Source organism: Arthrobacter globiformis (genome assembly GCF_046536215.2).
Taxonomy (GTDB): Bacteria; Actinomycetota; Actinomycetes; order Actinomycetales; family Micrococcaceae; genus Arthrobacter; species Arthrobacter globiformis_E.
The window spans coordinates 4,184,270-4,203,810 of record NZ_CM143421.1 but is presented as its reverse complement, the minus strand read 5'-3'; the positions used below and the strand labels follow the sequence as shown (position 1 = coordinate 4,203,810).

Sequence of the window (19,541 nt, the reverse complement as noted above, 5' to 3'; positions counted from 1 at the left end):
CACTTATTGTTTTGACATATTCGCCTCTGGGAAGGAACCAAACACGATGCGTGTTTCAGTCATAGGCTGCGGCTATTTGGGGGCCGTTCATGCGGCGTGCATGGCCAAGCTAGGTCACGATGTCGTCGGTATTGACTTGGACGAACGAAAAGTCGCCGCCCTCTCGTCTGCGAAAGCTCCCTTCTATGAGCCTGGACTAGAGGAACTGCTCCAGGACCTACAAGAAACTGGGCGTCTTAGTTTTACGACGGATATGTCGGAGGCGTCCGGGCAGGATGTTCATTTCATATGCGTGGGTACACCCCAGAAGAAAGGGGAGAACGCTGCGGATCTTTCCTATGTAAATTCTGCAGTTACCGCATTACTGCCGTTTATTGAGCCGGGCAATTTGATTGTTGGTAAGTCAACCGTTCCCGTCGGTACCGCCTTTCATCTCTCGAAGCTAGTTTCGGAACGCGAACCTTCCGCCCACACGGTTTGGAATCCTGAATTCCTCCGTGAGGGGCACGCCGTCTCCGACACACTAAATCCCGATAGGCTTGTATACGGTGTCGCAGATGGTTCCGAAGATCATCCAGCAGTTACGATCCTTGACGAGGTCTATAGCACGCCCCTTGCCGCTGGTACGCCGCGTCTCGTCACTGACCTCCCCACGGCTGAACTAGTAAAGACTGCCGCCAACTCGTTTCTGGCCACAAAAATCTCATTCATCAACGCCATGGCTGAGCTTTGTGAGGCAGCAGGCGCCGACGTAACGCGCCTTGCGGACGCGATAGGGCTGGACGACCGTATTGGCCGGAAGTTCCTCAACGCAGGTATTGGTTTCGGCGGAGGCTGCCTCCCCAAGGACATCCGGGCGTTCATGGCTCGCGCAGGCGAACTGGGCGCCGATCAGGCTCTCACTTTCCTCAGGGAAGTCGACGCCATAAATATGCGACGCCGCTCTCGAGTTGTTGAACTGACACGGCAGTTGTGCGATGACACTCTTCTGGGAAAACGCATCACCGTACTGGGAGCTGCCTTCAAGCCGGAAAGCGATGACGTGAGGGACTCACCTGCGTTGAGCATTGCTGCTCAACTTCAGCTTCAGGGTGCAGTGGTCACGGTGACTGATCCTAAGGCTCTAGCGAATGCAGCTATGCGCTTCCCGGAGCTGCAGTACGAGCCAGATTTAGAAGCCGCGGTTACCAAGGCTGACGCGCTGCTCCTGCTTACAGAATGGAACAGTTACCGTGATCTGGACCCCCATGAGATTCGAACCCTGGTGACATCACCACGGATCCTAGACGGCCGAAACGTGCTCGACAGTGAGAAATGGCGAGCTGCGGGCTGGACGTTCCGAGGAATTGGACGCGCATAGTGGCGCCGACCGTTCCACGCGTTCAGTCCGGCAGCTCTGACAGCGATCGCAAAGGCCGGCGGGTTGGCCGGCGCGCTAAAACCGTCGTTGCATGCTCGGTCGGACTCTTCCTGCTCGGCCTGGGCAGTACCGCATGGCTTGGATTTAGAGCATCGACAGTTAACGCGGAACTAACCGCAGTAAACAGCCTTGTTCCCACACTCAGGAACAACGTCGTGAAGGGCGATGCCGCCGCCGCTTCATCCAACGTCGACGACCTCAAGGCCCATACGGCTAGGGCACGCGAAGCTACGACTGACCCCTTGTGGACGCTGGCGGGAGGCCTCCCTTGGATTGGCGACAATTTCCAGGCCTCAACGGTGATTGCGACGTCAGCCGACGACGTCGTTACCTTGGGGGCGGTCCCACTAGTCAGCGTGCTTGATGAGGTCGATTGGAAGTCCTACAAACCCAGCGGCGATGGCTTGCAACTGCAACCCATCGCTGAGGCTGCGCCGAAGCTCAAATCTGCTGCTCATGCTGTTAGTCAGTCGGCAGATCGCCTGAACGGGATTTCGGCGAACAACCTTATGCCTCAAATAGCCGGCCCTCTCGTTAAGGCTCGCGAGCAGCTGACTTCCTTGCGCGACGGCCTCCAGTCCACTGCCGATGCAGCGCTTATTTTGCCGAAAATAATGGGACACGAAACACCGCGTTCCTATTTGCTGCTAGTCCAGAACAATGCTGAGTCTCGCGCCACCGGCGGCATTCCCGGTGCCTTAGCAGTCTTGAACGTAAAAAATGGGCAAATGACGTTGGGAACGCAATCCAGCGCATCCGCCCTAGGGGCCTTCAACCCCGTCATCAAGGTCGATTCTGAGCAACAGAGCATATATTCATCACGCCTGGGCAAGTTCATGCAAGATATCAACCTGACGCCGGACTTCCCTACGGCGGCCCAGACGGCAAAATCGATGTGGGAAGCCAGAACTGGACAAAAAGTTGATGGGGTGCTTTCCATCGATCCCGTAGCGCTAGCTGACGTGCTGAAAGCGACTGGCGAAATTCGGCTTACGGATCCCATTCTCCAAGACGTAGCTGGGGGACGGCTGCCGACCACACTCTCCTCGGAAAATCTCGTCCCCACGCTACTATCGGACGTTTACGCGAAAATCCCTGAACCGAACCTCCAGGATGAGTACTTCGCTGGAGTGGCCAAAGAGGTGTTTTCCAAGTTTTCCTCCGGGACTGGCAACACCAAAACCCTGTTAGAAGGTCTCTTTCGCGGCGCTGGCGAACGCAGAATTCAGTTCTGGTCTACGGACGTGGCCGAGCAGTCCATCGTGGCGCGGTATCCATTGGGCGGCTCCGTAGTGGGCACGGGTATATCTCCCGCCCAATTCGGTGTCTACTTCAATGACGGAACCGGTGCGAAGATGGACTACTACGTGAAGAGAACGGTTCAAATCATGGAAGAGTGCGGGATTAACGGGTATTCGCAGGTTCGGGTACGAGTAACGAGCACAAACACCGCTCCCAAGGATGCCGCATCAACGCTGCCCAAGTATGTGACAGGCGGTGGCACCTATGGAGTTCCAGAAGGTAGCGTCCAAACTAACCTCACGGCCTATGGTCCCGTTCAGTCCAATGTCGAAGCAGTTTTCGTTTCCGACAAGAAAGTGGGCTTCGCTTCCCACAGGCACGCTAACCGTCCTGTCGGAGCAGTCACCATACGGCTAGCCCCCGGCCAAAGCAGCACCGTAGATTTTACTTTTGGCAAAATTGTGCAGCACGCGGACCCCGTACTCGCTGTCACACCGACAGTGCAGGCCGAGCAAGACGTGGTTCTCGCGACACGGAAGGCCGAATGCACTACGGTTCCGTAGCCGGACGATTAACAGTATGTAAAGTGTCTGGATTCACTTTGGATCGGACGCCCTTAGGGTGATAATCTCTCTCTGGGTAAAACCACGAGATTCGCCCCACGGTCACATGGGGATGGGGAATCTCCACAATCAATGTGACATCCGTGTGTTAAAAGGTCTCAGGGGGGACAAATTGAAGAAGTCTATTGCTGCGCTCGCGCTTGCGGGAACTATTGCTCTGGCCGGCTCCGCGCCGGCCATGGCCGCTAACTACCCGGCACCTGGAGCCGGAACCGGAACCGTCTCCGACGGCACCGTAACTCCGGGTGAGGTCTTCACCTTCTCAGGTACCGGATTCCTGGCAGGTGAAACCATCACCATCACCGTCACTCTTACCGTTGCTCCGCAGGCCTTGGGTGGCGGCGTCTCGGGCGGCGCCGCGATGTCGGTCCCGTCCAAGATCAACGTTCTGGCTGCACCGCAGACCTTCACGACGACCGCAGCTGCTGACGGGTCCTTCGCATTCCCCCTCAGCCTTAGCGAGCCGGGCACGTACACCCTGACGGCTGTTGGTGGCACTTCGGGCAAGACGGTTTCGCAGAGCGTCACCGTTGCCGAGGCTGCTGGCACCGGAACGGGCGCCGGAACCGGCACGGGCACCGGCAGCGGCCTGGCCAACACCGGCGGTAGCAGCGCTGGCCTGGCAAACACCGGTGCTGACTCCAGCCTTGTGCTGTGGTCGCTGGTCGGTGCAGGTGCACTGGCCGCCGGCGCCGCTTCGGTGGTCGTAGTTCGCCGCCGTGCTAACGCTGAGGCATCTGCCTAAACGTTGAGTTTCACGCTTCAACGAAGCGGGCCAACCTCCGGTAACCGGAAGCTGGCCCGCTTTTTTGTCCTTGAGAAGACAACTACCCGATGCAAGAAAAGCCCCGACCACCGTCGGGGCTTTCCAATTCATGGCTTCAATGCAGACCTAGCCGTTGAACTCCTTCATCCATGCCTTCAGATCTTCCCCGAACTCGGCGCGCTCGGAAGCAAGCGTAATGACGGCTTTCAGGTAGCTCAGCTTATCCCCCGTGTCATAGCGGCGGCCGCGGAAGACAACGCCGTAGACGCCGGTACCTTCTCCGTCACCTGCGGCGAGGGTCTGAAGCGCATCCGTCAGCTGGATCTCGCCGCCGCGGCCGGGCTCAGTCTTCTCGAGGACGTCGAAAACAGCCGGGTGCAGCACGTACCGTCCGATGACAGCCAGATTCGACGGGGCCTCATCGACGGACGGCTTTTCCACCAAGCTGTTTACTCGGACGTAGCCCTCACCGTCAACAGTAGTGATGTCCGCGCAGCCATAAGCGCTAATCTGGGACGGCTCCACCTCGATCAGAGCAATCACGGAACCGCCGGTCTTCGCCTGGACATCAATCATCGTGGTGAGGAGTTCATCCCGTTCATCGATGAGGTCGTCCCCAAGCAGGACTGCAAACGGCTCGTCACCGACGTGCTGACGGCCGCACAGCACCGCATGTCCCAACCCCTTAGGCTCGCCCTGCCGGACGTAATGGATGGGCCCCAGACCCGATGCGTGCTGCACCGCGTCGAGACGAGCCTGGTCGCCCTTCAGTTCCAGCGTGCGCTCCAAAGCGGGCGCCCGGTCAAAGTGATCTTCCAGTGCCCGCTTGTTGCGGCCGGTGATCATCAGCACGTCGTTCAGGCCAGCGTCAATTGCCTCCTCCACCACGTACTGGATGGCCGGTGCATCAACCACCGGCAGCATCTCCTTCGGCATTGCCTTGGTGGCAGGCAGGAAGCGCGTGCCCAGTCCGGCGGCCGGTATAACTGCTTTACGTACTGAATTCCCCAATGTCATGATCGAACCTTACAAATTGACTTGCGCAAAGCGAAATTTCCCGCGTCAGATTTCTGCAGGGGTGCGGGCTCCCGTAGCGTTTTGATCATGGGGAAATGGAGCCGGGCCGACGTCGCGCCCTACGCGCGCGTCCTGCTGGCTCTGTATCTGGCCGCCCTTGCGTTCGTGGCGTTCTGGCCAACCCCCGTAGACCGGCCTGTAGCCGGGCGGCTGCAGGCCGTGCTGTTTGGCCTCCACCGCTCCGGGGTACCCGAGCTGATCAACTACAGCTTCGTGGAATTCGCGTCCAACATTCTGATGTTCACCCCGATTGGCATGCTGGCAGCTCTCGCCTTCCCGGCGTTTCACCGAGGCCGGATCGTGCTGAGCGCCTTCCTGGCTTCGTGCTGCATCGAGCTGGGGCAGAAACTATTTCTGCACGACCGATTTCCCAGCGCTATGGACATCGTGGCCAATACGGCCGGGGCGATGCTTGGCGTGTGGGTGCTGGGAGTTGTTGAAGCGTGGGTGCGGGCGCGCAACGACAGCTGATTTCGACAAGCTCAACCGGCGAACTTGGGCTCGCGCTTTTCCTGGAACGCCTTGAAGCCTTCGGCGTAGTCCTCCGTCTTGCACAGACGGGCCTGCTCGGCGTTCTCCTGCTGCATTGAGGTCCAGAGGCCCAGGCGCTGGTCTCGGATGTGAGCCACCAGCTCCTTGCTTGCCTTGAACGCACCCGTGGCACCGGTGGCAACCTTGGCCACGATGGCACGGGTTGAATCCAGCAGGTCGTCCGCCGGCAGGGCACGGCTGAACATCCCCTGGGCGACGGCTTCGGCGCCGGAGATCAGCTCGGCCGTGTAGATCAAATCCAGCGTGCGGTGCATGCCGAGCCGCTCGGTGAAGTACCAGTGTCCGCCCGAATCCAGCGTGGCACCCAGCTTGGCGAACGGCGAGCCGAACTTCGCGTTCTCCGCCACGTACACCACGTCCGTGGCCAGCAGGAGCCCCAGCCCCACGCCAAGGCACGCTCCCTGGGCAGCCGCGAACGTCGGCGCCGGGAACGAGCTCATCTTCTCCAGCAGCGGCTGCACCAGCCCGCCCAGGTACGCCTCGGCGTCGTCACTCTCCGGTGTGACGCCGGAGATGTCCCGGCCCGCGCAGAAGGCGCGTCCCTCTCCCCTGAGCAGTAGCGCCCGCACCTCACCGCGGGAGGCGGCGGCAGCGGCGTCGTCGTACGCCTGGGAAAGCTCCGCCAGCGCCCGCTCGTCCAGCGAGTTCAGCTTCTGGGGGGCGTTAAGAACGACTTCGGCGACGCCGTCGGCGATGGAGAGGGAGATCATTGGTTCCTTCTTTCGGGGTTCGGCGGGGTTGGTTTCCTGATTTCGACCTGCTCGATCAGCGAAATCAGCGGAACCCGGTTTCGGCGGCATCCCTTGGTCTCGACAGTCTCGACCGGCGTAATCACCCGATGCTCCTAGACGTCGAAGTCGACGGTTACTTCCTTGCTGGTGGGGTGGGACTGGCAGGTCAGGACGTAGCCCCTGTCCAGCTCATCCTGCTCCAGCGCGTAGTTTTCGTCCATGGTCACAGTGCCGGTAACCACCTTGGCGCGGCAGGTGCCGCACACTCCCCCGGCGCACGCGAACGGCACATCCGGGCGGACCCGCAGCGCGGCGTTGAGGATGGATTCGCGGGCGTGCGTGGGGCTGGCGACGTCGCCCTGCAGGCCGTCCAGCTTGAACGTGATCTTGTACGTCTCCTGCGACTCGTCCGCGATGACGGGGCGGCCGGCGTTGCCCTCGGGCCGGTCCGGCTTGCCGGAGGTGAACAGCTCGAACCGGACGTGCTCCGGCTTAACGCCGCGCTCGGCCAGCGTGTCCCGGCACAGCTGAACCAGCTCGAACGGCCCGCAGAGGAACCATTCGTCCACGTCGTCCGCGTGGATGGCGGTGCCCAGCAGCGCCCGCAGCTTCTCGGCGTCGATCCGGCCGCTCAGCAGCGGCGCGATCCGCTGCTCCCGGGACAGCACGTGGTGGAGCGCCAGCCGCTGGGGGTACTTGTCCTTCAGGTCCGCGAGCTCCTCCAGGAACATCACGTCCATGGCGGCCTTGTTGGCGTAGATCAGGTCGAACCGGGTGTCCGGGTTGGCGGCCAGCAGCGTCCGGGCGATCGCGATCACCGGGGTGATGCCCGAGCCCGCGGCGATCGCCACGAAGTTCCCCGGCTCCCCCGCCAGGTCCTCCGGGTGGTTCATGGAGTTCATGACGTTCTGCTCCACGGCCTGCCCGTCCCGGCCGTGCTTGGAGACGAACGCGCCCATGGGGCTCATGACGTCCAGGCTGTCCCCGGCCTTCAGCTCGGCGTTGGCCCACGTGGAGAACAGCCCGCCCAGGTCCTTCTTGATGGCCACCCGGATCTCGCTGCTGCCGTCCGCGAAACTGCGCGGCTCGGCGCAGATCGAGTAGCTGCGGCGGATCTCCTTCGGCTCGCCGGACTCGTCCGGGAGCGTGGTGCGCAGGGCAACGTACTGGCCCGGCAGGTAGTCGAACTGCCCGGCCAGCTCCGCCGGCACGGCGAAGGTCACCTCGATGGCGTCCTCCGTCAGCCGGCGCACCTCGGCGACGGTGAGGGAGTGGAAGGTCGGACGACGGCGGCCGGTGGCCTCTGCCGATTCGGCTGCGGTCTGGCGGACAACGGGCATGGGCTTTTTCCTTACAGGACTTTGAAGTAGTCGAACGGTTCCTTGCAGTCCTGGCACACGTACAGCGCCTTGCAGGAGGTGGAACCGAAGCGGGTGAGTTCCTTGGTGTTCAGCGACGAGCACTGCGGGCACTTCACGGCCAGGCTCAGCCGGACCGGGCCGTTGTGGTCCAGTGCCGCCCTTCCTGTCGGGGGTGCGATGCCGTACTCGCGCAGCTTGGCCTTGCCGGACTCGGTCATCCAGTCCGTGGTCCATGCCGGCGCGAGCACCAGCTCCACGTGCACGCTGGGGTAGCCCTCCTTGTGGAAGGCCTTTTTGAGGTCGTCGCGGATGGCGTCCATCGCCGGGCAGCCCGAGTACGTGGGCGTGATGGTGACCTGGACAGCGGGCACCGGCCCGCCGTCGTCGAACAGGTCCACGCTGCGCAGGATGCCGAGGTCCTCGATGGTGAGCACCGGGATCTCGGGGTCGCACACCGTGGCGGCGACGGCCCACGCCTTCTGCTCGGCGGTCTCCGCGGTCCGGGCCTCGAAGTCGGCGACGTACATGGTCACCAGCCCGCTCCGGGGTGCTCCCGGGCCAGCACCTGCATCTCGGCCAGGACATAGCCCAGGTGTTCCGAGTGCTGGCCGCGGCGGCCGCCGCCGGGCGCTGCCGGGACGTCCGGAACCTCAAGCTCGGCTTCCTTCAGGACCTCGCCGGTGAGGCGGTCAAAGTCCGCCCGCAGGCTGGAGGGCTCGACGGCGGCGCCGGCCTCGGCCAGGCGGGTGGTCAGCTCGTCGTCCACGAAGAGCTCCCCCACGTACGGCCAGATCAGCTTGAGGCCGTTGATCATGCGGCGGCGGGACTCGTCCGTGCCGCCGGCCAGGCGGAGGACCCACTGGGCGCTGTGGTCGCGGTGGTAGTCCACTTCCTTCACGGCCTTGGCCGCAATGGCGGCGAGGGTTGCGTCCGTGGACTCGGTGAGCCGGCGGTAGAGCTCGAACTGGTAGTAGCTCACCACGAACTGCCGGGCGATGGTGACCGCGAAGTCCCCGTTGGGCTGCTCGAACAGATGCGCGGAGCGGAACTCGTGCTCGCGGCGGAAGTAGGCGAGGTCGTCCTCGGACTTCTCCCACGCTCCCCCGGCGTAGCTGAGGAAGCTCCGGGCGTGGCCCAGCTGGTCCAGGGCGATGTTGCCCAGGGCCACGTCCTCCTCCAGCTCCGGGGCGCGGGAGATCCAGTGGCCCAGCCGCTGGGCGAGGATCAGCGCGTCGTCGCCCAGGCGCAAAGCGTACTCGGCCACGTCCTCGGTGGGCTTGGCCAGGCCGGTGCGGACCTCGAGCGCGATGTCCTCCGGGCGTAGCGCATTGCCCGGTGTGATGCGGGTGGCGCTGGCGCTTCCGTCGCCGCTGGCACCTGCGCCCGCGACGCCGACAGAGATGTCGCCGTGGCCTGTTGTTTCTTGCGTTTCCGGAGCCGTCACAGGTGCTTCACTCCCTCGCTCTTGGTGTAGTACGTGGCGTGCCGGTAGTCCTTGCCCTGCGGCGACTCGAAGAACGAGCCCTTGGCGTCCGGGTCGCTCGAGGCGATGGCGTCCGCCGGGACCACCCAGATGGACACGCCCTCGTTGCGGCGGGTGTAGAGGTCCCGGGCGTTGCGCAGGGCCATGGCGGCATCCGGTGCGTGCAGGCTCCCGGCGTGCACGTGGGACAGCCCGCGGCTGGACCGGACAAAGACCTCCCAGAGAGGCCAGACGCTGCGGTGCGGGGTCTCCGTCTCCGAGGCGACGGGCACCTTGGCAGCCGAGCTTTCTACTGCTCCGGCGGAGCTTGCCGGTACTTCCGGGTTGCCGTGGGGGCTCATGCTGCGTATTCCTTCTGCTTGTTAACCTGTTTTGCCGCATAAGCGGCGGCTGCCTCGCGGACCCAGGCGCCGTCGTCGTGCGCCTGCCGGCGGCGCTCAAGCCGCTGCGAGTTGCAGGGACCGCGTCCAGCCAAAACTTCCTTGAATTCGTTCCAGTCCAGCGGACCGTGCTCCCACTTCTTGGTGTCCTCGTTGAAGCGGACCTCGCTGTCCGGGAGCGTGAGGCCCAGAACCCGGACCTGCTCCACCATCATGCCGACGAACCGCGAGCGCAGCTCATCGTTGCTGAAGCGCTTGATGTTCCAGGCCATGGACTGCTTGGAGTTGGGGGAATCGTCGTCCGGCGGGCCGAACATCATCAGTGCCGGGGCGTACCAGCGGTTCACCGCGTCCTGGGCCATCTGCTTCTGCGCGGGCGTCCCGTTGGAGAGTTCCAGCAGGATCTCGAAGCCCTGGCGCTGGTGGAAGGACTCTTCCTTGCAGATGCGCACCATGGCCCGGCCGTAGGGGCCGTACGAGGCGCGGCACAGCGGCACCTGGTTGCAGATCGCGGCGCCGTCGACCAGCCAGCCGATGGCGCCCATATCCGCCCAGGTAAGGGCCGGGTAGTTGAAGATCGAGGAGTAGCGGGCCTTGCCGGCGATGAGGTCGTCCATCATCTGGTCCCTGGTCTGGCCAAGGGTTTCGGCGGCCGAGTAGAGGTAGAGCCCGTGGCCGGCCTCGTCCTGGACCTTGGCCATGAGGATGGCCTTGCGCTTCAGGCTGGGGGCTCGGGTGATCCAGTTGGCCTCCGGCTGCATGCCGATGATCTCCGAGTGCGCGTGCTGCGAGATCTGGCGCAGGAGGGTCTTGCGGTAGGCGGCCGGCATCCAGTCGCGCGGCTCAATCCGGGAATCCTCGGAGATCACGCGGTCAAAATACGCCTGGCCCTCGGCCTCCAGGCCCTTCTCGCCGCCTTCAGCGGCGGCCGCCGGCTGGTCAGGCACTGACTGCAGGTTCTGCGCTGCCATGGTTGCTCCTATGCATTCACGTCCGTACTCGGATTATTTACCGACCGTTCGTTCAGGATATGCGGAAGCGGCGAAGGGCGTCAAGCAACGGCCACGTAGCCTGAACTATGACTGTGCGCCACAGCGTGGCTTGTCCTTTCATGATCCTCAAGCCCGTGGCTGGGGACGCCATTAGGCATCCCGAAGGGGCGCTCAGCCCCTATCAGTTGCAAACATTTTGGCGTCCACCGCCTACAACACACACCGCAAGACCGGGAGTTTCCAAGCTTAAGGCCGCACAATAGGTTCCAGCGGAACTTACGCCGGATCGAGCTTGTCACCTAAGAGGAATCCAGAGGACCTGCGTAGTTTTTGGGCGAGCATTGACCAGAATGCATCATGTTGGGAAGATTTGACTTCAGATTTGGTCAAGCAGCTGGCCTGGAATTACGAGATCCAATCGTCGAAGCAAAAGGAATTTTTGGCTCATGAGCATGGCCGCCGTCGCTCGTCCGACTAAATCGATCAGTCCCGCCAAGCGCAAACTGAGCCCTCGACGGCCATCCCCGCGGCGGCTACGCTTGACGGGTGATTTTGTAGCGATTCAAATCAAAAGTTCAGCTGGCATCTCTGGGAACTGCAAGCGGGTGCTTTGGTCCATGGGACTACGCGGAATTGGCAACGCAGTCTACGGGTCAAGCACGGAGAACGCTTGGCTGGGTCAGGTTAAGAAGGTCCAGCATTTGGTGCAAGTTGTTCCACTCACTGCCACCAGTGCCACCACACTGGCTAGGCGAAATTTTCCCCACCTGCTAAAAAATGAGGTCCAGATGACCATTCGCAGCTACTCAATCAACGATCGCAGCGGCAGGATAGTCACTCTGAAGAATGGTGAGTACATCCAATGCGAACAAGGAACTGAAAGTATTGGCCTTCTTTGGTCTAGTGCGCTTCCATTTGGTTCGATGGTGGACAAAATGCTGAACACCATGAGGAGCAAAGTTGAGTTCAAACTAGGTATCGTAATTGACCGTTTCGGCAGCATAACCGAAGGTGATTGGACCGAAGCCTTAGCGGCCGCACGTAGAGGGCTATCAGATGTGACGTTTTTCCGCCTAGATTCGGAAGAGTTCGCTTTTACGTGGAGGTCGAACGTCGGAGAGTCCGATTCGGGGAAAATTCCAGTACACGAGTGCTGCCTGTTGTCGACCATCATCGACGATGATCTGGCATCCGGCCTCGTCCGTGAACTCGGGACCGAAGGGGTAGGAACAAACAATTCCGTTCTCATGTCCAACTTTGACGAACTCGTAGCGGCGTACCCTCATCGACGAACTAGTGGGACCTCAGGTTCCAATGGCGATCTGGTGGCTGATTGAGCATGAGATCCTTCAAGCGGAACGTCAATGCTCCTAATCACCTGATAGTTACATCCAGTTATGATCAACGGGCTGCCACTCATCATCTAGACGTCATTCGGGTATACCCTCTCGCCATGTCAACCACGGTGATCAGCAGACATACGGATGCTCGATTGGAGTATTTGGGGACAGACGCTAAGGACAAATGGAAGGTTGCCTTCCAAACGGACGACACGTCGAGTCCTATGAAGTCCTATAAGTTCCATGATTACGCGACACTTCAACATGTTCCTGGCGCCTGTCCAACCGCTAGAAGTCACCAACTCACGATTGCCACTCGTTGGGAGCCGCTAGACGGTGCCACAGGATACAAAGACAAGGGACCATACCAGTTCGAATGCCGAAAGGTCTAGTGGAAGAGCATTTAACCGCGTCGCTACCATTCTTCATCTCTGCGCTCATCGCAGGCGCCTCGTGGGTTGGACAGGTGATAGCGCTCCACACACTCACCGGATACCTGACAACGGGTGAACAGTCTCTGGCGAGGGGACTTCGCCCGCCGCGTACTGTAAGATCTTGTCTTCCTTGGGAGCTTTTCTCCGAGGTTCTGGTCGCCAGAGTGGGACAGTTATTCGACGAGGCCGGCGCTCTGGCCAATGGTCTGGCCATGACCACCGCCCTACTAACAACCACCTTCACAGCCTTGCAGGTTTTTTCCCCACTGCTCTTAGTAGGCGGCGCCATAGGCTCTTTCGCCTTGTTCGCACTAGTTCATACAAAAAACCCACAGCGCTACACGGCATCTCGGCTATCCAGGTGGAGTCTAGTTCCCGTCATGCAAATTCTCTGGTATTCGGCCCTCGGCGTCACCGCCTTGTTCGCCTAGAAGGACACTTCTTCTTCCGACGCCAGCTGCTCAACTTGCGGCGGCACGTATTCAAAGTGTGGTCTGCCTCGGCGTCTCAAGACGTTTACGCATACTATGGAGGACGGACTCCCAGAATTGTAGGCCCACAGGAAAGATGCTGATGAATTAGTCAGCATAACGAGGTTAGCCAAATGAGCCATGAAATTCGATGCATAGCTGAGCGGCTCGTGTACGAGAACAGATTTGTCAAGGTGTACGATGACGTGGTTCAGTTCCCTGACGGGTCGCCAGGAACATACGTGAGGTTGGATTCCGCCGTAGCCGGCACGGCCGTTGTGCTCATTCCACTCAACGAAGGACGAATTGGCTTAGTGCGGACGTTTCGTTACGCGCTTCGGAAGCTCGAGTTAGGCCTTCCACGAGGCTTTTCCCAGGGAGTAAGCATAGAGGACACTGCGAGGCGCGAACTGCGCGAAGAGCTTGGGGTCGATGCCATCAAGCTCAACGTCCTCGGATACCTCACGCCAGACTCAGGAATCCAAAGCGCTCGAGTTGCCGTAGTTGAGGCACCCGTCGTTGGGATTGAGGGCGAGCCGGAGGACTCAGTGGAAGTCGAATCCGTTCATTGGTTGCCCGAAAGCCGTGTCGAAGAGATGATTCGAGCTGGAGAGATCGAGGACGGATTTACGATCGCCGCCTTGGCCCTACTACGTCTCCAGCGATCTGCTTAATCCCATATCCGGAAAGGCCGGACCACAAATCAGCTCGCGGCACTAAGTTCCCGCAGGGGCGTAATTCAGCGTTTGCCGAGGCACAGCACGTGAAAATCACGACCGGCGGCGTTGGACTTCGACGTTGGCGCCACCATGCAGAACCACCAGGTCCGCTGACTGCAGGTCATGGACGGGCACGACTTGGTGGGCGTCCTCACGCAGGCTGACCTCGCCCGAAACTACCCCGAGGACCGGGTTGGCGAGCCTGTAGAGCTCATCTCGTTCCGCAGCATATGCTTGGAGATTTCTTGGCACCCGCCTTCCACACTGGAAGAAGGCAGGCGCAGGCCCTGCCGGCGTAGCGGAAGGGTTAGCCAGTGGGCACGGCGGAAACCGCCTCACGTGCGCATTCCCCCGCACCTGCTGCGGCGGATGGTCACGGCACTCGTGGAGAATGCCATGTCGCACACCCCGGAGTCCGGACGGATCGGCGTCACTGTTGCGGCCGCCGGCCAGAACGTCCGGATCATGGTCCGGGACACCGGCCCTGGAATCATCGGGATCGAGCCCGGCCGCGTCTTTGAGCGCTTCGCGCGCGGAAGGCCGGCCTGGCACAACCCGGCACGGACCAGCTACGGAATCGGACTGGCACTGGTAAAGGACGCCGCCCTGCGCCACGGAGAAGACGTGACGGTGGCCGAAACAGGGCCCGAGGGAACAGTCCTCAGCCTGGAACTGCCATCCGCGTAGAACGCTCGTATAGAAGACCCGGCCGGAAGGACTTAGCCGGAATCTCAGCCGGAACGGAGACGGTGGCGTGAGCGGGACCGCTCCTTCCAAGAGCTCACTGCCAGTTACCCCCTTAACTGGTGGCCCGCAGCGGGTGCGCACGGGAATTTCCCAAGGCCGGCGTGCCAGAGTGGTCGCGTCCCGGGCCTGGCGGCCCGCACACCGACTCACTGGGACAGGAGCGCCGGCCCGGCCTCACTCCCGCGATGCGTCGGCCCGGCGTCTCCTCACCCACTGCCCAGCATCGGGGATGCCGGGCCACAGCAGAGGAGAGTTCGATGTTGAAGCGAAAGCTGGCCGCCACCGTGACGTCCGTGGCGGTAGTGGCACTGGCCGCGGCTGCCCTGACCGTGACCGGGCACCCGACGGAGCCAACGCCGGCCCTGGGCCCGGTTCTGGCCGTGGCCACCTCGTCCGGCGTCCAGGCAGCAGTCCTGCGGGGCTGGGGTGCAGTGGTTGCAGGGGACGAGTTCTCCTACACCGGTGCACCCAGCGCCCTGAAGTGGACGGTCTACAACGGCGCCGGCCACGCGGGCAAGGGAATCCGCAGCCCCAAGGCCTGGAACGTCGCCAACGGCGTGGCGACCGTGACCGGCAATGCGTACGGCACCACAGGCGGAATGGCGGCCAAATTCGCGATGCAAAAATACGGCCGGTGGGAAGTCCGCATGAGAACCAGCGTCCGCGACCCGAAGTACCACCCGGTCCTGCTCCTGTGGCCCAACGCCAACACCGGCGTGACCACATGCCCCGAGGTGGACTACGCCGAGTCGCTCACGGACACCACCCTGGTCAAATTCAACCTGCACTACGCCTGCCCCGGCCCTCATCCCTACCAGGCCCAGGCAGCACGCAAGGTGGACACCACCCAATGGCACAACTACGCCGTCCAGTGGAATTCCGCCGGGATCACCGGATACATCGACGGCGTCCTGTGGTTCACGGACACCAACAAGGCGCAGCTGCCGCCGGCTGCAATGCACCAAACGCTCCAGCTGGACTGGTTCCCCAACGGAACAGCCACCAAACCCAGCTGGATGCAGATCGACTGGGTCCGCGTTTACAGGTGACACTGGCGGCCCCGGGGATAATCCGCAGGGCCGCCAGGCGGCGTTCGAGGCCTCCCCCAATTGGGCTGCCCCCTGGAGCCCAAAGGCTCCACAACGCACCTCAATCGTAAGGCTGCTTATTTGTTGCCGTCCAGAACTCCGAGACGTGGCCGCTGGTGCCGCCATTCGGCGTCGTATATTCTCACCGGTAGTTCGTCCGGCTGCTCCTCAGCCGACGGTGACAAAGGGGGAAATCGTACATGAGTCCAGCATCCGCAGTGCCCAACCTCGCCAGCCTCCGCGGTGACAGCGTGACGGAACCGGTCGACATCGACGTTACGTTCGACTTTCGCTCAGACACGCCAAAAGGCAAAGATCCGGATGCTGCCAGCCCCACCCTCCGCCGTTACCATCGACAGCTTTGGGGCAAGCCTCTGCACAACGGCGCCCTGTTCGATCTGGACACAAGCAACCCACGCAGGTACCTCCATCACAAATCCGAACTGGGCGAATTCTTCCTGTCGAGCGACGCGATCATCCGGACATTCAGCCGGCACGTAGGGGCCGCCACAATCATGGCGCAGATTCCGGAGGCAGAGCAGGAGGCCTTCAGCCGCCAGGGCTACACGATCGGCGGGATGATGGTTTTCCCCGGGAACAGGATCAACAACAAGCAGACGATCAATCAGCGCCGCGGTACCCACCCCCGCATCGCCGACCGCTTCGATCTGACTCTCGAGTGCATCCGGCGGCACTATCTCCGCGAGGCCAGCCCACTGAGCGAAACGTTGGCGCTGTACGCCGACTTCTTCGACTTGTTTGGCAACTTCCGGGGCTACGTGGACTTCTTCCTGCTCCAGGATCTGGTCACAGACGATTACGGCGCCGTCCGGTTCCTGTTGCCGTTTTCCGACTTCACGACTCCTGCAGTACCAACTACCCTCGCTGAGTATCTGCCTTACAGGCAGTCGAGCCTCGAGTTCGTGGCTGCACGGAACGCGCGGATCGCTGCTTTCAGCACTCAGTGAAGCGACGCCGGCATCCTTAATGACTCAATGCGGCCGATTGACGTCAGGTGGGAGCCGGCGTCACACGACGCGGGTTCATCCCACCGGTGCCATGAGGAACCGGTCAGGAATGGCACGGGTGAACCGATCCCTGATCTGCGGCGTCATTGTCGTCGGCCAGTCAACCACAGGGCTTCCGGGCTGGTTTTCGGTTTTCGAGTACTCAAACCAGAGCGCCATTTTTAGGCGCGGGAACCTCCGCTGCAGGCCGGGGTCGAAAAGTTGGCTCCACCAGGCCTCCTTGATCGCCAGCTCTGTGGCCCCGTCGCTGCGTGACGTGTTGTAAAAGGCCCCTGTCTCTGAAATCGCAAAAGGCTTGTTGTGCCCGTCCGCATAGTCCTTGTAGAAGTCCGGGACGTCGGTGTCGTCGGTATAGGCGCTTTTGAAGGTTCCGGTGATTTTGGCGGCCAGTTTTCCCCGCTCCGGGACGGTGTTCTCTCCCCAGGGGTAGGCCTTGCCGAAGTGGTAGAGGGTAATTCCCACCCAGTCCACGGCGTCGTCCCCGGGCCAGTAGGGCGCGTACGGATCGTCCTTCGAGGTGAGTCTGCCGTCGTGGTTGGTGTCCAGTGCCGGAAAGTCGGGGCTGCCGGGGCGGGCCTCATACGGCCCTCCCTCGTAGGGATAACCGGCGCCTTCGTTCGGAGACCAGAGCATGGCCGACGACGGGGCCTTGTGGACAGCCGCCGCCACCTGCCGGAACTTGTCAATGTAGGCCGCAGGCTGCTGGCCCCATGAATACCAGGCACCGTTCATCTCGTGGCCGAAACGGACCATGACCGGCACGCCCTTCTGGTTCCAATCCGTCAGCAACCGGGTCAGTGCCGTCAGGGCCTCGGGGGTGACGGCGGCAAGTCCCTTTCTCGGTTCCAGGGTGAGCATGAAGGACGAGTGGTGGTCAGCGAGTTCCTGAACCTGTTCAGTGACCTGCCCTTCCTCCGCGGTGCTCAGGGGAAAATCGACGTAGCGCCCGTACAGGGCCGGTGTTGAACCGAGGCGGGAGGCGTAGCCGGCCACCGTATCGAATTCGGAATCAAGCTGGACTCCGAAGTATGTTTTGCCGTCGGCGGGCACCGGGAACCGCTGCGGCGTTTCGACGAGACGGGCCGTGAGGCCGCCCGCAGTCAGGGCAACGGCAACCATCAGGAACGCCAAGTTCCTAAAGATCCTCGGCTGCCGCATGGCGGTTTCCTTCTGTTTTCAGAATGATGCATGTGACGACGAGCGCGAGTTCGGCCAGGACCGCACCGGAGATCACCAGTACCACCGGGACCGGATGCACCGCGGCATGCAGTGCCAGCGCAAGGGGGACGAGGATGTAGGCTGCCACCGCCACCAGGGCGGCGAGCATGAAGGCGGCGCACCTGACCTTGGTTGCCCGATGGGCCCGGCGCTCGGCCGAATGGATGACCAGATTGGCAACCACGAGGGGTGGCTGGACGTGGCTGCCGGTGAGGAGGATTTGCTCCTCGATGGCCTGGTTGGCGGGTACCGCCACTGCTGAGGCTCGCTCCATGGCTACTCACCGCTCCTGGTGCTCTGAAGGTCCGCTTGCTTGGTCTTGGGGGTGGGCACCCAGTGAACGTCCCGCCTGCCCGCGGTCCATTGGAGGACTGCCCAGAGAGCCGCCGAGCTTTCGATGAGACCGGCAACAGGCGCCAGCAGGACGGCCAGCGATATTTCGCCCCCGCGGGCCCACCTGTTCATGCCCGAGTCGGCCACGTTGTGCCAGGCTCCGATAAAGACCGAGCCCATCCACATGACACCCACCGTGGCCAGCCATGCGCTGCCCGGCGCGGGCAGCGGGGGCTCGCCGTTGGCGAGCAGCGACTCCAGGGCGTTGGCGAGGAATGCCGGGAAGACAATGGCAGAGAGAACCCCGACGACGGCGCCCAGGGCGAAGGTCCCCACCCGGTAGCGGGTGCCCCAGACCAAACTGACTTTTGTGGCCCAAGGCAGCAGGACGAACAGCGGACTTCCGGTCAGGGAATGCATGCCCTGAAGGACACCGAAGATCCAGCGGTAGCGCTGCTTGAATGCGCTCCGGACGGAAAAGGGCGGCTGTTCGAGCATGACGCACCCGTGCCAGCCGAACACCTCCTTGCCGCAGCTGGTGAAGGCCTTCATGCCGAACACGTAGTCCTCGGCAATGAAGGGCTGTCCCTCCAGGCACCCGATGTCCCATCCGATCTCGTTTTCCAGCGATTCGTCGATCACGAGGTTGGAACCGTGCAGGTGCAGCGGGACGCCGGTTTCCATGACGTGGCGGCATTCGTAGCACCCGATCGGGCGGTTGGCTTCCATGCCCCGGCAGAGCGGGCTGGCATTCAGGTATTCGAGCGGGTAATAGATGGGGCCTTCGAGGATTTTCTTGTCCGTGGTGGCGAGGCAATGGATGAGCTTACGCAGCTCGCCCGGGACCATCACGCTTTCCTCGTCGTAGTGGACGATGAAGGTGCGTCCCGGTTTGCGGTTCCACGACTTGCGCCGCTGCTCCACCACGTAGTGCAGGCCGCGGGCCTTGAGCCTGGTGCCGTTCGGCGTCTCATAATCCCCGGGGATCACGAGCGTATCGACCTGGATCGGTGAGCCGTCAAAGGCATTCCGGAGAGCGTGCGACTGCTCCGCGGATTCGGTCACAACCTCCACGGAAAGGAGGCGGCCGTAAAAGGCGGGGTCCTCACGGACCAGGTCAGCCACGTTGCGGATTCCGCGCGTGATGACTTCGGTACTGCCCGCGGACCCGCGGGTGGTGATCTGGATCTTGACGAAGGGGACGTCAAGGGCGCGGAGATCCCGGTTGGAGACCGGGGTGCGGCGCCGGTAGCGCTTCCACCGGAAAAGAAAACTCCACCAGTACAGGGCCATCCGGACGCCGATGATCGAGACACCGACGAACAAAATTGGACCGAGAATGGGCAGGACAAAGTTCATCGAATTGGGCATGGGAGAGACCGTTCCATTGACTTGGCAGCGTTTTGGGGCACCGCGAGGCATTCAGCTGCATCTCCCGCCGGATGGCCGCCGGCTGCTGGGAACGCATCCGCTCTTGGGCTAAAGCAATGGCAGAAGCCGAAAGACCCAGGACTTCGCCACAGCCTGCGCGCCGGCA

The 19,541-nt window shown here is 62.0% G+C and carries 20 protein-coding genes; 9 read left to right on the top strand and 11 right to left on the bottom strand.

The window, feature by feature from the left end; genetic code table 11:
- Positions 1-46 precede the first annotated feature (46 nt).
- The 3 genes from R5O87_RS19080 (at position 47) to R5O87_RS19070 (ending at position 4,030) form a co-directional block, all read left to right on the top strand.
- The gene (locus tag R5O87_RS19080; protein WP_410555854.1) at positions 47-1,360 is read left to right on the top strand and encodes a UDP-glucose dehydrogenase family protein; all 1,314 of its coding nucleotides are present in this window, start codon (positions 47-49) and stop codon (positions 1,358-1,360) included.
- 215 nt (positions 1,361-1,575) lie between these two features.
- Positions 1,576-3,225 carry a DUF4012 domain-containing protein gene (locus R5O87_RS19075; RefSeq protein ID WP_410555855.1) on the top strand — a complete coding sequence of 550 codons (1,650 nt, stop codon included), beginning with the start codon at positions 1,576-1,578 and terminating at the stop codon, positions 3,223-3,225.
- A 172-nt stretch (positions 3,226-3,397) separates the two neighbouring features.
- Entirely contained in the window at positions 3,398-4,030 is a 633-nt protein-coding gene (locus R5O87_RS19070) for an LPXTG cell wall anchor domain-containing protein (protein WP_410555856.1), read from the top strand.
- 147 nt (positions 4,031-4,177) lie between these two features.
- Here the strand turns inward: R5O87_RS19070 and galU are convergent, their stop codons facing one another.
- Positions 4,178-5,068 (bottom strand): UTP--glucose-1-phosphate uridylyltransferase GalU, encoded by an 891-nt coding sequence (gene galU, locus R5O87_RS19065; protein WP_410555857.1) that lies wholly within the window; start codon positions 5,066-5,068, stop codon positions 4,178-4,180.
- Positions 5,069-5,155: 87 nt separating this feature from the next.
- Here galU and R5O87_RS19060 point away from each other — a divergent pair, with 87 nt between their 5' ends.
- Entirely contained in the window at positions 5,156-5,599 is a 444-nt protein-coding gene (locus R5O87_RS19060) for a VanZ family protein (protein WP_410555858.1), read from the top strand.
- Positions 5,600-5,610: 11 nt separating this feature from the next.
- Here the strand turns inward: R5O87_RS19060 and R5O87_RS19055 are convergent, their stop codons facing one another.
- The 6 genes from R5O87_RS19055 to paaA all read right to left on the bottom strand — a co-directional run bounded on the left by R5O87_RS19055 (position 5,611) and on the right by paaA (position 10,606).
- Positions 5,611-6,390 carry an enoyl-CoA hydratase/isomerase family protein gene (locus R5O87_RS19055; RefSeq protein WP_410555859.1) on the bottom strand — a complete coding sequence of 260 codons (780 nt, stop codon included), beginning with the start codon at positions 6,388-6,390 and terminating at the stop codon, positions 5,611-5,613.
- A 134-nt stretch (positions 6,391-6,524) separates the two neighbouring features.
- Entirely contained in the window at positions 6,525-7,751 is a 1,227-nt protein-coding gene (gene paaE / locus R5O87_RS19050) for a 1,2-phenylacetyl-CoA epoxidase subunit PaaE (protein WP_410555860.1), read from the bottom strand.
- Between the two features lie 11 nt (positions 7,752-7,762).
- A complete protein-coding gene (paaD, locus tag R5O87_RS19045) occupies positions 7,763-8,299 on the bottom strand; it encodes a 1,2-phenylacetyl-CoA epoxidase subunit PaaD (protein ID WP_410556063.1) in 537 nt (178 codons plus the stop codon).
- 2 nt (positions 8,300-8,301) lie between these two features.
- Entirely contained in the window at positions 8,302-9,216 is a 915-nt protein-coding gene (gene paaC / locus R5O87_RS19040) for a 1,2-phenylacetyl-CoA epoxidase subunit PaaC (RefSeq protein WP_410555861.1), read from the bottom strand.
- A complete protein-coding gene (paaB, locus tag R5O87_RS19035; RefSeq protein WP_410555862.1) occupies positions 9,213-9,596 on the bottom strand; it encodes a 1,2-phenylacetyl-CoA epoxidase subunit PaaB in 384 nt (127 codons plus the stop codon). The genes paaC and paaB overlap by 4 nt, the downstream gene beginning before the upstream one ends.
- Complete coding sequence (gene paaA, locus R5O87_RS19030) at positions 9,593-10,606, bottom strand: 1,2-phenylacetyl-CoA epoxidase subunit PaaA (protein WP_410555863.1); 1,014 nt, start codon at positions 10,604-10,606, stop codon at positions 9,593-9,595. Before paaA ends, paaB begins: the two co-directional genes overlap by 4 nt.
- Positions 10,607-11,415: 809 nt before the next feature.
- On the opposite strand from paaA, the gene R5O87_RS19025 reads away from it, so the two are divergent.
- Together R5O87_RS19025 and R5O87_RS19020 are read left to right on the top strand one after the other, a co-directional pair.
- On the top strand, positions 11,416-11,964 hold the full coding sequence (locus R5O87_RS19025) for a hypothetical protein (protein WP_410555864.1): 549 nt from the start codon (positions 11,416-11,418) through the stop codon (positions 11,962-11,964).
- A 1,041-nt stretch (positions 11,965-13,005) separates the two neighbouring features.
- Positions 13,006-13,545, top strand: coding sequence for an NUDIX hydrolase (locus R5O87_RS19020; protein ID WP_410555865.1), 540 nt, complete (start codon positions 13,006-13,008; stop codon positions 13,543-13,545).
- 96 nt (positions 13,546-13,641) lie between these two features.
- On the opposite strand, the gene R5O87_RS19015 is transcribed toward R5O87_RS19020, so the two are convergent.
- Complete coding sequence (locus R5O87_RS19015) at positions 13,642-13,842, bottom strand: hypothetical protein (RefSeq protein ID WP_410555866.1); 201 nt, start codon at positions 13,840-13,842, stop codon at positions 13,642-13,644.
- Positions 13,843-13,929: 87 nt separating this feature from the next.
- On the opposite strand from R5O87_RS19015, the gene R5O87_RS19010 reads away from it, so the two are divergent.
- From R5O87_RS19010 to R5O87_RS19000, 3 genes are all read left to right on the top strand, one after another.
- On the top strand, positions 13,930-14,277 hold the full coding sequence (locus tag R5O87_RS19010; protein WP_410555867.1) for a sensor histidine kinase: 348 nt from the start codon (positions 13,930-13,932) through the stop codon (positions 14,275-14,277).
- Positions 14,278-14,594: 317 nt separating this feature from the next.
- Positions 14,595-15,386 (top strand): glycoside hydrolase family 16 protein, encoded by a 792-nt coding sequence (locus R5O87_RS19005; protein ID WP_410555868.1) that lies wholly within the window; start codon positions 14,595-14,597, stop codon positions 15,384-15,386.
- A 239-nt stretch (positions 15,387-15,625) separates the two neighbouring features.
- Positions 15,626-16,393 (top strand): DUF6994 family protein, encoded by a 768-nt coding sequence (locus R5O87_RS19000; protein ID WP_462836337.1) that lies wholly within the window; start codon positions 15,626-15,628, stop codon positions 16,391-16,393.
- 75 nt (positions 16,394-16,468) lie between these two features.
- Here the strand turns inward: R5O87_RS19000 and R5O87_RS18995 are convergent, their stop codons facing one another.
- Genes R5O87_RS18995 through R5O87_RS18985 form a run of 3 tightly spaced genes read right to left on the bottom strand, consistent with a single transcriptional unit; the run spans position 16,469 to position 19,375 of the window.
- Entirely contained in the window at positions 16,469-17,611 is a 1,143-nt protein-coding gene (locus R5O87_RS18995) for a glycoside hydrolase family 26 protein (protein WP_410555870.1), read from the bottom strand.
- Positions 17,589-17,945 (bottom strand): hypothetical protein, encoded by a 357-nt coding sequence (locus tag R5O87_RS18990; RefSeq protein ID WP_410555871.1) that lies wholly within the window; start codon positions 17,943-17,945, stop codon positions 17,589-17,591. The genes R5O87_RS18995 and R5O87_RS18990 overlap by 23 nt, the downstream gene beginning before the upstream one ends.
- 2 nt (positions 17,946-17,947) lie before the next feature.
- Positions 17,948-19,375: a glycosyltransferase family 2 protein gene (locus tag R5O87_RS18985; protein WP_410555872.1), complete on the bottom strand. Its 1,428-nt coding sequence runs from the start codon at positions 19,373-19,375 to the stop codon at positions 17,948-17,950.
- Positions 19,376-19,541 lie beyond the last annotated feature (166 nt).

Bases quoted from the DNA above. Each gene is read 5' to 3' on its own strand.
- R5O87_RS19080 (WP_410555854.1), top strand. From the start codon at position 47: ATGCGTGTTTCAGTCATAGGCTGCGGCTATTTGGGGGCCGTTCATGCG.
- galU (WP_410555857.1), bottom strand. From the start codon at position 5,068: ATGACATTGGGGAATTCAGTACGTAAAGCAGTTATACCGGCCGCCGGA.
- R5O87_RS19060 (WP_410555858.1), top strand. From the start codon at position 5,156: ATGGGGAAATGGAGCCGGGCCGACGTCGCGCCCTACGCGCGCGTCCTG.
- R5O87_RS19055 (WP_410555859.1), bottom strand. From the start codon at position 6,390: ATGATCTCCCTCTCCATCGCCGACGGCGTCGCCGAAGTCGTTCTTAAC.
- paaE (WP_410555860.1), bottom strand. From the start codon at position 7,751: ATGCCCGTTGTCCGCCAGACCGCAGCCGAATCGGCAGAGGCCACCGGC.
- paaD (WP_410556063.1), bottom strand. From the start codon at position 8,299: ATGTACGTCGCCGACTTCGAGGCCCGGACCGCGGAGACCGCCGAGCAG.
- paaB (WP_410555862.1), bottom strand. From the start codon at position 9,596: ATGAGCCCCCACGGCAACCCGGAAGTACCGGCAAGCTCCGCCGGAGCA.
- paaA (WP_410555863.1), bottom strand. From the start codon at position 10,606: ATGGCAGCGCAGAACCTGCAGTCAGTGCCTGACCAGCCGGCGGCCGCC.
- R5O87_RS19025 (WP_410555864.1), top strand. From the start codon at position 11,416: ATGACCATTCGCAGCTACTCAATCAACGATCGCAGCGGCAGGATAGTC.
- R5O87_RS19020 (WP_410555865.1), top strand. From the start codon at position 13,006: ATGAGCCATGAAATTCGATGCATAGCTGAGCGGCTCGTGTACGAGAAC.
- R5O87_RS19005 (WP_410555868.1), top strand. From the start codon at position 14,595: ATGTTGAAGCGAAAGCTGGCCGCCACCGTGACGTCCGTGGCGGTAGTG.
- R5O87_RS19000 (WP_462836337.1), top strand. From the start codon at position 15,626: ATGAGTCCAGCATCCGCAGTGCCCAACCTCGCCAGCCTCCGCGGTGAC.
- R5O87_RS18995 (WP_410555870.1), bottom strand. From the start codon at position 17,611: ATGCGGCAGCCGAGGATCTTTAGGAACTTGGCGTTCCTGATGGTTGCC.
- R5O87_RS18990 (WP_410555871.1), bottom strand. From the start codon at position 17,945: ATGGAGCGAGCCTCAGCAGTGGCGGTACCCGCCAACCAGGCCATCGAG.
- R5O87_RS18985 (WP_410555872.1), bottom strand. From the start codon at position 19,375: ATGCCCAATTCGATGAACTTTGTCCTGCCCATTCTCGGTCCAATTTTG.